The organism is Methylobacterium komagatae (assembly GCF_042661665.1).
Lineage (GTDB): Bacteria > Pseudomonadota > Alphaproteobacteria > Rhizobiales > Beijerinckiaceae > Methylobacterium > Methylobacterium komagatae.
In genome coordinates this window covers 2765992-2776677 of the sequence record NZ_JBHSWN010000001.1, presented here as the reverse complement: position 1 = coordinate 2776677, position 10686 = coordinate 2765992, and the positions used below count along the sequence as shown (strand labels likewise).

12 protein-coding genes are annotated in these 10686 nt (G+C 67.1%); 7 read left to right on the top strand and 5 right to left on the bottom strand.

What is annotated here, in order from left to right; translation table 11 throughout:
* The first annotated feature begins 118 nt into the window (after positions 1-118).
* Positions 119-1018, top strand: coding sequence for a peptidylprolyl isomerase (locus ACFQE0_RS13560; RefSeq protein ID WP_378970399.1), 900 nt, complete (start codon positions 119-121; stop codon positions 1016-1018).
* A 108-nt stretch (positions 1019-1126) separates the two neighbouring features.
* On the opposite strand, the gene ACFQE0_RS13555 is transcribed toward ACFQE0_RS13560, so the two are convergent.
* Positions 1127-1285: a hypothetical protein gene (locus tag ACFQE0_RS13555; RefSeq protein ID WP_378970398.1), complete on the bottom strand. Its 159-nt coding sequence runs from the start codon at positions 1283-1285 to the stop codon at positions 1127-1129.
* 119 nt (positions 1286-1404) lie between these two features.
* The gene (hemH, locus tag ACFQE0_RS13550) at positions 1405-2487 is read right to left on the bottom strand and encodes a ferrochelatase (RefSeq protein ID WP_378970396.1); all 1083 of its coding nucleotides are present in this window, start codon (positions 2485-2487) and stop codon (positions 1405-1407) included.
* 195 nt (positions 2488-2682) lie between these two features.
* Between hemH and ACFQE0_RS13545 the strand changes: the two genes are divergently transcribed.
* A complete protein-coding gene (locus tag ACFQE0_RS13545; RefSeq protein ID WP_378970393.1) occupies positions 2683-3372 on the top strand; it encodes a uracil-DNA glycosylase in 690 nt (229 codons plus the stop codon).
* A 1-nt stretch (position 3373) separates the two neighbouring features.
* Here the strand turns inward: ACFQE0_RS13545 and ACFQE0_RS13540 are convergent, their stop codons facing one another.
* Entirely contained in the window at positions 3374-3778 is a 405-nt protein-coding gene (locus ACFQE0_RS13540; RefSeq protein ID WP_378970391.1) for a hypothetical protein, read from the bottom strand.
* A 261-nt stretch (positions 3779-4039) separates the two neighbouring features.
* Here ACFQE0_RS13540 and ACFQE0_RS13535 point away from each other — a divergent pair, with 261 nt between their 5' ends.
* From ACFQE0_RS13535 to ACFQE0_RS13520, 4 genes are all read left to right on the top strand, one after another.
* Complete coding sequence (locus ACFQE0_RS13535) at positions 4040-4498, top strand: AMP-dependent synthetase (RefSeq protein WP_378970388.1); 459 nt, start codon at positions 4040-4042, stop codon at positions 4496-4498.
* 61 nt (positions 4499-4559) lie between these two features.
* Positions 4560-5363, top strand: a complete 804-nt coding sequence (locus tag ACFQE0_RS13530; RefSeq protein ID WP_378970386.1) for an enoyl-CoA hydratase — start codon at positions 4560-4562, stop codon at positions 5361-5363.
* A gap of 105 nt (positions 5364-5468) precedes the next feature.
* Positions 5469-5747: a hypothetical protein gene (locus ACFQE0_RS13525; protein ID WP_378970383.1), complete on the top strand. Its 279-nt coding sequence runs from the start codon at positions 5469-5471 to the stop codon at positions 5745-5747.
* A 77-nt stretch (positions 5748-5824) separates the two neighbouring features.
* Entirely contained in the window at positions 5825-7261 is a 1437-nt protein-coding gene (locus ACFQE0_RS13520) for a phospholipase D-like domain-containing protein (protein WP_378970381.1), read from the top strand.
* On the opposite strand, the gene ACFQE0_RS13515 is transcribed toward ACFQE0_RS13520, so the two are convergent.
* Positions 7179-7847, bottom strand: coding sequence for an endonuclease/exonuclease/phosphatase family protein (locus ACFQE0_RS13515; protein WP_378975474.1), 669 nt, complete (start codon positions 7845-7847; stop codon positions 7179-7181). The two genes, ACFQE0_RS13520 and ACFQE0_RS13515, sit on opposite strands and share 83 nt — an antisense overlap.
* 445 nt (positions 7848-8292) lie before the next feature.
* Between ACFQE0_RS13515 and ACFQE0_RS13510 the strand changes: the two genes are divergently transcribed.
* Entirely contained in the window at positions 8293-9042 is a 750-nt protein-coding gene (locus tag ACFQE0_RS13510) for a lytic murein transglycosylase (protein WP_378975472.1), read from the top strand.
* A gap of 57 nt (positions 9043-9099) precedes the next feature.
* On the opposite strand, the gene ACFQE0_RS13505 is transcribed toward ACFQE0_RS13510, so the two are convergent.
* Positions 9100-10461, bottom strand: a complete 1362-nt coding sequence (locus ACFQE0_RS13505) for an MFS family transporter (protein ID WP_378970379.1) — start codon at positions 10459-10461, stop codon at positions 9100-9102.
* Between the last annotated feature and the right edge of the window lie 225 nt (positions 10462-10686).

Sequence of the window (10686 nt, the reverse complement as noted above, 5' to 3'; positions counted from 1 at the left end):
TCCGCTTGCGTTCTGCGAGCCGCCGGGCCACCTCTGCCGCCGCCGGATTGGCAGCCTACGGGGGGTTAGGGCCCCCGCCGCCGAACCGGCTATCGACAGGCCGACCGAGGTATCTTCCATGCCGACCCATGCTCTGCTCCGGCGCGCCAGCGCGCTCGCGTTGGCGCTCGCCCTCTCCGGCGCGGCGGCGGCCCAGACGCCCCCGGCCGACAAGGCAGCCCCTGCCCCAACCGCCTCTCCGGCTCCCGCCGACCCGGCCGCGGTCGTCGCGACGGTGAACGGCCAGCCGATCACGCAGGCGGATATCGCGATCGCCGCCGACGACCCCGCCCTGTCCCTGCCGGGTGTGGACGAGGCGCAGAAGAAAAATCTGCTCGTGGACTACATGGTCGACCTGAAGGTCGGCGCGCAGGCCGCCGAGGCGGCCAAGGTCGGCGACGGCGCCGACTTCAAGCGCAAGATGGCCTATTTCCGCGACAAGCTGCTGCTCGACGATTACCTCGAGCAGGAGGCCAAGAAGGCGGTGACGCCCGAGGCCGAGAAGGCGGTTTACGACCAGTCGGTCAAGCTGATGAAGCCCGAGGAAGAGATCCACGCCCGACACATCCTCGTGGAGAGCGAGGGCGAGGCCAAGAAGATCGCTGAGCGCATCAAGGGCGGCGAAGATTTCTCCAAGGTGGCCGCCGAGACCTCGAAGGATCCCGGCTCCAAGACCGAGGGCGGTGATCTCGGCTGGTTCACCAAGGAGCGCATGGTCCCCGATTTTGCCACGGCCGCCTTCGCCATGAAGCCGGGCACGGTCTCCGATCCGGTGAAGACGCAGTTCGGCTGGCACGTCATCAAGGTTGAGGAGAAGCGCACCAAGCCTCAGCCGACCTTCGACGAACTGAAGGAGCAGATCGATCAGCACCTCATCCGCAAGGCACAGCAGGATCTCATCCTGAAGCTGCGCGCCGAGGCAAAGATCGATCGCAAGGATGCGCCCGCCGCCGCGCCGCAGACGCCCGCCGCGAAGTAGGCGAAGCCTGGCTCGCTGCCTACATCACGAGCGACGCGATCCGGGGTGCCGTGACGTCCTGAGACGTCGCTGTGCCCTGGATCGTTCCCCTAACGGAGGCGTTCGAAGCTAGTACGGCCGGTCGGGCTTGGTAATGTACGCCGAGTTCCCGGCAGGACGGGGTGCCACGCCCAGCGATTCCAGTTCGGACAGGCGCCGGGATTCCGAGAGCCGGTCGAGCACGATGACCAGGATCCACGGACAGGCGATACCGATAAAGAACGCCACGTCATGACCCTCCCATTTTATGGACCGGACTCACGTCCGCTGAGAGGATGATAGGCCGCGCCGGTCGCGCAGCAAGCGCAACCGGCGGTATCATGCAATTTTTCGCCGATGGGCGGGCGTCAGATCCAGCCCTGAAGCTCCCGTCGCACGACGTGCTCGATGACCTTCATGCCGAGGTCGGTGTCGTTGAGGCAGGGGATATAGGCGAATTGCTCGCCGCCATTCTCCTCGAAATAGTGGCGATTCTCACCGTCGAGCTCTTCGAGCGTTTCCAGGCAATCGGCGGTGAAGCCGGGCGCCACGATGGCCATGCGCTTCACGCCCGACTTGGCCAGCTCCATCACCGTCTCGTCGGTATAGGGCTTCAGCCATTCTTCGTTGCCGAAGCGCGACTGGAAGGTGACGCGCATCCGCTCGGGCGAGAAGCCCAGGGCTTCCCGGATGAGGCGGCCGGTCTTGTGGCACTGGCAGTGGTAGGGGTCGCCCTTCAGCAGATAGCTGCGCGGCACGCCGTGGAACGAGGTGAGGATCACCTCGGGCTCGAAGTCGAGCTTGGCGAGCCCATCGCGGATCGATTGGGCCATGGCTTCGATGTAGACCGCATCGTCGTGATAGGGCGGCGAAACCCGCACGGTCGGCTGCCAGCGCATGTCCATCAGGGCGCGGAAGGCTTGGTCGCAGGCGGTCGCCGAAGTGGCGGCAGCGTATTGCGGGTAGAGCGGCACGAGCAGGATGCGGTCGCAGCCCTGGTCGAGCAGAGCCTGTATGCGGCCCGCGACCTCCGGCTTGCCGTAGCGCATCGCCCAATCGACCACGACGCTCTCGCCCATCGCCGCCTGGAGCTTGTCGCTCTGGCCGCGGGTGATGGTCTTGAGAGGCCCCTCGTTCAGCTCGTTGTTCCAGACGCTGGCGTAGTCGCGCCCCTTCGGACCCGGACGCTTGGACAAAATGATGAGGTTGAGGAGCGGCCACCAGATCAGGCGCGGCACCTCGATGACGCGGCGGTCGGACAGGAACTCCTTCAAATACCGGCGCATCGGCCAGTAGGTCGTGCCTTCCGGCGTGCCGAGGTTCATGAGCAGTACGCCGACGCGGCCCCAGCGAACCGGCGGATGGTCGGTCGGCAGGGTCAGCGGTCCCCTGTCGCCGAGGGCGACGGGCCGGTTATCGGCGAGCGCGGCTGGTTCGATGCGTTCGTTCATCAGAGCGTTACGGCGCCCTGGCGCCGATTCCTTGTCATGGCTTGAGATCGGACCCGCCGTGGCGGGCTCGCCCTATGTAGGTCGCCGGGCGCCTCCGGCGAAGGCGGCACCGGGCCGAGACCCGGTACCTTTCCCGGTATAAGGGCGCGATCCGCGGCGGCAACCGCTCCCGCATCATGGGAATCTCTCAGATCGATGACCGACCGGCCCGTCGCCGCCGCCCTTGCCGCCTTTCGCGAGACCGGTTCCCCCTGGCTTGCCCTGCCCTTCTTCCGAGACGGTGCGGCGGACGAGGTCGCTCGGAAGGTCGACGGGCGCATCGCCGCAGGGGCCCAGGTGCTCCCCGCCGCCAGCGACATCTTCCGCGCGCTGCGCGAGACGCCTCTTCCCGACGTAAAGGCGGTGATCCTCGGCCAGGACCCCTACCCCACTCCGGGCGATGCGAATGGGCTCGCCTTCTCTTATGTCGGAAAGGGGCGCCTCCCCGCCTCGCTCAAGGTGATTCTGGCGGAAGCAGGCTCGCCGCGCGCGGCTGCGGGCGATCTCACACCCTGGGCGCGCCAGGGCGTACTCCTTCTCAACAGCGCGCTCACCGTGGAGGCGGGGAAGGCCGGGGCGCATCTACGATTGGGCTGGTCTGCACTGACGGACGAGGCTGTGTCCGCCGTCGCTGCCCGGACGGAGCCGACGATCTTCTTGCTCTGGGGAGCGCAGGCCCGCGCCAGGGCCGGGCTCATCGACGCCAGCCGCCACGGCATCGTAGAGAGCGGCCATCCCTCGCCCCTCAACCGGGCAAGGGATTTTCCGGGTTCCGACCCGTTCGGACGGGCCAATGCATGGCTCGCCGAACGGGGCCGGACGCCGATCGACTGGCGACTCGGCTAGGTTATTGCGCGGGCTTGGCCGGCGGCGCGGCGGGCTTCTGCGCCTCGGGCACGGCATCCGAGGGCTGGAGGACGTTGCGGGCGATGTTGCCCTCCGGGCCGTATTCCCCGGCCACTGCCGTACAGGAGCCCTCGCGGTTCGGCTGCATCTGGTTCGACATCAGCGTGAACATCATCTGGACGCGGGTGCCGAAGGGACCTCCCGCCTGGATGTCCGAAACACGGGCGTTCTGTTTGGCGAGCAGGGCCTCGAATTCGGGTCCACCGATCCGGAATCCGCAGACATTCGATGCCGCGAAGATGTAGGCAGCCAATTCCATGGCGCGCGGGGATGGCGCGTTGCGGATCTCGGCCTGCGCCGGGCCGCACAGGAAGAGGACCGCAGCGAGCGGGGCGAGATGGCGCATAAAATAAACTCCTCCGAAAACGTGCGGCCTCGTCGTGTGGGCCGCTCGGCGGGTGCACAGATAGACGTTCGGGCCCCGCGCGCCAGGGCGCTTTCTCTGCGTAATCTTCACCGGCTATTGGCCATAGGCTGTGCTGCAGGCGCTGAATTGGCCGTTTTCGAGCCGATCTGTCGCAACGAAGGGCGCGGTATCAGAAAGTCTTAACCCGATCGCGCGAACCCGGAATGGTTCAGCTTGAACATACAGGCCGGTCCGCACCGCATGCTTGGCGCCAGATACAGCGTGACTCTCCCCGTCACTTCGGAAAAGCCGGTGCCCCTGCGCCCGGTCCCGGAGGCGGAACACTCCTCGCCCTTCGTTCCCGGAGCCTGCGCAAAGTGGGCGCGGGACGAGGGCATAAGCTTCGGCGACATGGCGGTCCTGATGGTCGCCGATCCCTTAGAAGCCGCCGCCCTGCGCCAAGGCTTCGCCTGGGTCGGTGCGCGGACCAAGGATCTCGATCCCGGGATCGATGCGCCCGAACTGGCGCTCATTCTGTCCGGTGCGAGCATCGCCATCGTCGATAGCGCCCTCGCGCCGAGCTACGCGCGGGCTTTGGGGCGCCTCGACCGGCTCCCGCCGGTCTGGTGGAACGGTCCCGGCGCCGATTTCGCGCGTCTCGACCTCGCCCTTGCCGAGGCCGCCGAGCCCGATCTGCGCAGCCCGGCCCTCCCGTGCTAGATCATTTCCCTCGCGCCTGAAGCCCGTCGCGCAAGGACGGGCGGGCTGGAGGGAAACGCCGATGTCCGCTAGCCAGTCCCTGGCCGCCGCCGACGAACCTGTCCTGCTGCGGCAGGATGCGGAAGGCATCGCGACGTTGACCCTCAACCGCCCGGCCGCGCGCAACGCGCTGTCGCTCGGGCTGATGAACGCGCTGCAAGACACGCTCGACGCAATTAGCGAGGATGATTCGGTTCGCGTCGTGGTGCTGCGCGCCGCCGGTCCCGCCTTCTGCGCCGGACACGATCTGCGTGAGATGCGCGCCAATCCCTCGCCGGAAGCGACCGAGCACCTGTTCAAGACCTGCGCCCGGTTGATGACGAGCCTCGTGCGTCTGCCGAAGCCGGTCATCGCCCAGGTCCACGGCATTGCAACGGCGGCGGGTTGCCAGCTTGTCGCCTCCTGCGATCTTGCCATCTGCACCGAGGATGCGCGCTTCGCGACCCCCGGCGTCCAGATCGGCCTGTTCTGCTCCACGCCAATGGTCGCCCTGTCGCGGGCGGTGCCGCGCAAGGCCGCGATGGAGATGTTGCTGCTGGGCGAGCCGGTCCCGGCAGCCGAAGCCCTGCGGATCGGGCTGGTGAACCGCGTCGTCCCCGTCGCCGACCTGGACTTGGCCGTCGCGGCCATGGCCGGTGCCATCGCAGCGAAGGCGCGCCGGGTGCTGGCGGTGGGCAAGGAAGCTTTTGCCAAGCAGATCGAGATGGGCCTGGACGAGGCCTATGCCTACACCGCTGCCGTGATGACGAAGAACATGGCCATGGCCGACGCGCAGGAGGGCATTGATGCTTTCCTGACGAAGCGCCGACCGGTCTGGGAGGGGTGATCCGCCGCGCCCCCGTCGCGGCGTAGGGGTGTAGGCGCGGACCCTCGCCGGCCCTACACTTCCGGGCATCCCGCGACATGCGGGCGTGCCGGTGCGGGACGGGCGATGACAGCCACCACCGACTTGATCGGCCTCACCCTGGCCTTCTACGGGGCGATGCCACCGCCACGTCCCCCGCGCCCCGAGCGCGATGGGCCGACTTGGGCGGCCGCCCTTCTGATCGGCGTGGTCTGCATCGCCACGGTCGGGCCGATGTTCACGATCTGGAGCTTCCACCGGCCGCATGAGGCGGCGAAGACGCGTTGCCTGCATGCGGGCGGGCGCATCGTGTACAGCGCGCTCGATGGCAGCGGCTTCCGCTGCGACCCGCCACTGAAGAACTGACGACTTATCCGCGATTCGGGCGGACTTGCGCCGAGGCTGGGCTATATCGCCGGAAGGCTTCACCCCGCAGGATGCAAGTGGACCAGGTCGTCTTCCGTTGGATCAACTCGACCGCGCTACTGCGCGCGGATGTCGAAGCGCTCGTCGGCATCGGGCTCGCGCTGGCGGTGACCCTGCACGCCCTGCTGCGCAAGCGCCGGGTGAGCGTGGCGGTCGGCTGGATTGGGCTCGCGTGGCTTTCGCCGATCTTCGGGTCGGCCTTGTACCTCCTTCTCGGGATCAATCGGGTCTACCGGCGGGCGCGCAAGATGCGCGGGCGGCCTTCCGAAGCGGTGCCGCCGCCCGATACAGACGATGAGGTGGTGCCGAGGGAGCTTTGGCCGCTCGACCGGGCGATCCGGCGCATCACCGGAGCGCCCGCGCTCAAGGGCAACCGGGTGCGGATGTTCCGCAACGGCGACGAGGCCTACCCGGAGATGCTCGCGGCGATCCGCGCAGCGCGGGCCAGCGTCGCCATGACGAGCTACATTTTCAAGGACGATGAGACCGGACGCGAGTTCTGCACGGCTCTGGCCGAGGCGAAGATCCGGGGCGTCGAGGTGAGGGTCATCATCGATGGTATCGGCGGCGGGTACTTCCTCACCCCCGCCTACAAGCGCCTCCGCGCGGCGGGCGTGCCCGCTGCCCTGTTCATGCATTCCGCCCTGCCGTGGCGAATGCCGTTCCTGAACCTGCGCAACCACAAGAAGCTGCTGATCCTCGACGGGCTTACCGCTTACACCGGCGGCCTGAACATCGCCCAGGCGAACCGAGTCTCGACGAAGCCTGAGCACCCGATCCGCGACATCCACTACTTCGTGGAGGGACCGGTCGTGGACCAATTGGCCACAGCCTTCGCGGCCGACTGGGCCTTCGCGGACGGCGAGAATCTCGACGGTCCGCCCTGGTTCATGGAGGCACCAGCCATCGGCGACACGGTGGCCCGCGCCGTGACCTCGGGGCCGGATGCGGACGTGCAGAAGATCGAGCAGGTGGTGATCCAGGCGCTCGGTTGCGCCCGGCGGCGGGTCCGCATCGCCACGCCCTACTTCCTGCCGGACGAATTGGTGACCGGCGCCCTGATGCAGGCTTCGACCCGGGGCGTCACCGTCGAGGTCGTGATCCCCGCCGTGAGCGACCACCGTTTCATCGATTGGGCGATGCGCGCCCATCTCGACGTACTGATCCGGTCCGGGGTGCGGGTCTATCTCGATCGCGATGCGTTCGACCACGCCAAGGCGATGGTTGTCGACGACGTCTGGTGCTTCGTCGGCAGCGCCAACTGGGACATGCGCAGCTTCCGGCTCAACTTCGAGCTGAATGTCGAGGTGATCGATGAGGCTCTGGCCGCTCAGATCGATGCGCTGATCGTGTCCAAGATGGATCTGCCTCTCACGGCGCGGGATCTCGAAGGGCGGTCCTTGCCCGTTCGCCTGCGCGACGCAGCCGTTCGGCTGCTGCTGCCATACCTCTGAGCGGCCGGTGCGCTTCCGGCTCCGGGCAGAGATGGACGACGATGGGCCGGTGGTCCGAGGGACCGCGCGGCAGCACGGCGCTCTCACGGCAGACGAGGCCCCGGGCGAGGCAGCGGTCGAGGCGCAGGGGTAGCACTTCGATCATCGCATGCGTCGGACGACGCGGGCCGATATCCCGGAAGCCCGGCACCATGGCGGGACCGACGATGTTGTAATCGCCCAGCACGGCCGCGCGCGGCGGCAAGCTCGCGACGATGCGGCGAAGCTGACGCCGGTTCAGCACTTGCCCGTGGGACAGGTGCACGTTCGCGACGCCGAACGTGCCGAGGTCCAGCACTTGGCAGACGCGGTGGACGATGGCCCCCGAAGGCAACGTGACCGTGCGCGGCGGTGTTGGAAAGGGGTTGGGGCTCCACATGGCGAGCCCGTGGATCCGGCCCGGCAGGGGCGCCCAGGCATAGTGCCCCCCGACGCGGTCCTTCACGAAGCCGATTCCGCGCGTCGCCTCCTGCATCAGCAGCAGGTCCGGCTTTTCCTGCTCGATCAGGGCGACGACATCCTCGATGGCCGCGCCGACCCGCCGCAGGAGGTTCCAGCTCGACGATCTTGAAGGCGGGGGCCTCTCGGTCGAGGCTTTCGGGCACTACGGGCTTGGCCGTTGCAAGTTCCGGCGCATCCGCAAGGGTGGGTTTCGTCATCGACCCCGACCGTACCGCATCCACCCGGCCTCCCCGCCGTCGCACGCCAACGTTTCTCGGCCCGGTCCGTTCGATGCCGGGTTCGATGCGCTTGCCTCAGGATCCTGGCACCCGTGAGGCCGGAAGCATCCTGGAAACCACGCCGCGATCACTTCTGCCCAAGTGGGGATTATTTCGCACCCCGGGCGGGTGGTCCGGCGTGCGCCAAAGGCCACGATGTGCTTTAGACCGCAGCGATATTGCCGCGCGGTCCAACCGGCCCGTGCGATTTTTCGGGAGTTTCACGTGGCTGCACAGAAGCGTCACTACAGCCTCGCCGCCGCGGCCCTCGCCTTGTTCGGGGGCGCCCTGACGCAGGCGCAGGCCGCCCAATGCGGCAACAGCGCGGGCGGGTTCGAGAACTGGAAGCGGGAGTTCATCGCCGAGAACCGGGGCAAGGCCAGCGCGGCGAGCCTGGATGCCCTTGCAGGGACGACCTACTCCACCGCGACGATCTCGGCCGATCGCGGCCAGCACAGCTTCAAGCTGTCCCTCGACCAGTTCATGGCCAAGCGCGGCGCCGCGACCATCGTGAAGCGCGGTCGCGCCCTCAAGCGCACCAACGCCGCTCTGTTCGATTCCATCGAGCAGCGCTACGGCGTGCCGCCCGGCCCGCTTCTGGCGATCTGGGGCATGGAGACCGGCTTCGGCGCCGTGAAGGGGAATGTGAACACCCTCTCGGCCGTGGCTACCCTTGCCTACGATTGCCGTCGCTCGGAATATTTCACCGATCAGTTGCGCGCCGCGCTCACCTTGGTGGATCGAGGCATCCTGTCGGCGAGCACGCGGGGCGCCGCCCATGGCGAGGTCGGCCACACGCAGTTTCTGCCCAAGAACGTGCTGAACTACGGCACGGGCGGCGACCTGAACAATGTCGGCGCGGCCCTCTCGTCCACGGCGAACTTCCTGAAGGCCCATGGCTGGCAGCGGGGCGCGGGCTACCAGCCCGGCGAGCCGAACTTCGCCGCTCTTCAGGGCTGGAACGCCGCTCAGGTCTACCAGAAGGCCATCGCCATCATCGGTCGCCAGATCGATCAGGACTGAGACGCGGAGGCTTTCGGAATCGAGGGGCGGGCCTTTGCGGCCCGCCCCTTTTTTGTTTCAGGCGTGAACCAAGCCGCGCTTCTTGCCCAAGGCCTCTTCGACGGTGCCGGAGCCATCGAGATAGCCGTGGACCTTCGGGTTCGGCATGATCAGCGAGGCGATGAAGGCGATCGCGAGCATCACCGTCACGTACCAGAAGAACGTGCTCTCCATTCCCGCATCCTTGAACCACAGGGCTGCGAATTCGGCCGTGCCGCCGAACATCGCGTTGGCGATGGCGTAGGACAGGCCGACGCCGAGGGCGCGGACGTTGGTGGGGAACAGCTCGGCTTTCACGATGCCGCTGATGCCGGTGTAGAACGAGATCACCGCCAGCCCGAGGGTGATCATCGCGAAGGCGAGGTAGGGATCCTTGTTGGTGCCGAGGAACGACATCAACGGCACCACCATCAGCATGCCGAGGCCGCTGTAGAGGATCATGTTCGCCTTGCGGCCGATCTTGTCCGACAGGGCTCCGAAGATCGGCTGGATCAGCATGTAGACCAGCAGCACCCAGGTCATCACCTGAGAAGCCGACGTCTTCGGCATGCCTGCGGTGTTGACCAGATACTTCTGCATGTACGTCGTGAAGGTATAAAAGCTGAGCGAGCCACCGGCCGTGTAGGCGAGAACCACGCAGAACGCCCGCCAGTGCTTGAACAGGGCGCTGAACGTGCCTGCGTTCTCCTTGTCGCCGCCCTCCTTCGTCTCGGCGAGGGAGCGCCGGAGATAGAGTGCGACGATGGCGAGCAGCGCGCCGATGAAGAACGGGATGCGCCAGCCGAAGGCGGTCAGCTGCTCAGCGGTCATGAAGTATTGCAGCGTCACCAGCACCAGCGAGGCCAGAAGCTGGCCACCGATCAGGGTGACGTACTGGAACGAGGCGAAGAACCCGCGACGGCCCTTGATCGCCACCTCGCTCATATACGTCGCGGAGGTGCCGTACTCGCCACCGACCGATAGGCCCTGAAGCATGCGGGCGAGCAAGAGCAGCACCGGGGCGAGCGTCCCCACGGTGGCGTAAGTCGGCAGGATGCCGATGAGCAGCGAGCCGAAGCACATCATCAGCACGGAGACGATCATGGAGGTCCGGCGGCCGACGCGGTCGCCGATCCGTCCGAACAGCCACCCGCCCACCGGCCGCATGAAGAAGCCCACCGCGAAGATACCTGCCGTCTGGAGCAGCTGGCTCGTGGCGTCGCCCTTCGGGAAGAAGGCCGGGGCGAAATACAGCGCGAAGAAGGCGTAGCAGTAGAAGTCGTACCACTCGACGAGATTGCCGGAGGACGAGCCGACGATGGCCATGATGCGGCGGCGCTTGTCGGCGGCATCGTGCTCGTCCGACGTGATGCCGATGCGGCCAGCGGGGGTAACGGACATGGCGTCTCCAACATTTGTGTCGCCGGTTCCAGCCCGGCGTCTTGGGCGTGAGGGGACGTTACAGGCAGGATCATTTGCCGCAAGGCACGCAGGGATTTCCCTGTGGGGAGCCCGCCCTGTTGTCACCCGCCGGTCGAGGGGCGCCGGAACGGTTTCCTTTGCCTCCCCGTTCCGGCCCGGGTCGAGCGCAAGGTTGGCGCGCCCTCGGTTTGACGAGGACGAGAC

Coding starts and splice junctions, on each gene's coding strand:
- ACFQE0_RS13560 (WP_378970399.1), top strand. CDS start 119: ATGCCGACCCATGCTCTGCTCCGGCGCGCCAGCGCGCTCGCGTTGGCG.
- hemH (WP_378970396.1), bottom strand. CDS start 2,487: ATGAACGAACGCATCGAACCAGCCGCGCTCGCCGATAACCGGCCCGTC.
- ACFQE0_RS13545 (WP_378970393.1), top strand. CDS start 2,683: ATGACCGACCGGCCCGTCGCCGCCGCCCTTGCCGCCTTTCGCGAGACC.
- ACFQE0_RS13540 (WP_378970391.1), bottom strand. CDS start 3,778: ATGCGCCATCTCGCCCCGCTCGCTGCGGTCCTCTTCCTGTGCGGCCCG.
- ACFQE0_RS13535 (WP_378970388.1), top strand. CDS start 4,040: ATGCTTGGCGCCAGATACAGCGTGACTCTCCCCGTCACTTCGGAAAAG.
- ACFQE0_RS13530 (WP_378970386.1), top strand. CDS start 4,560: ATGTCCGCTAGCCAGTCCCTGGCCGCCGCCGACGAACCTGTCCTGCTG.
- ACFQE0_RS13525 (WP_378970383.1), top strand. CDS start 5,469: ATGACAGCCACCACCGACTTGATCGGCCTCACCCTGGCCTTCTACGGG.
- ACFQE0_RS13505 (WP_378970379.1), bottom strand. CDS start 10,461: ATGTCCGTTACCCCCGCTGGCCGCATCGGCATCACGTCGGACGAGCAC.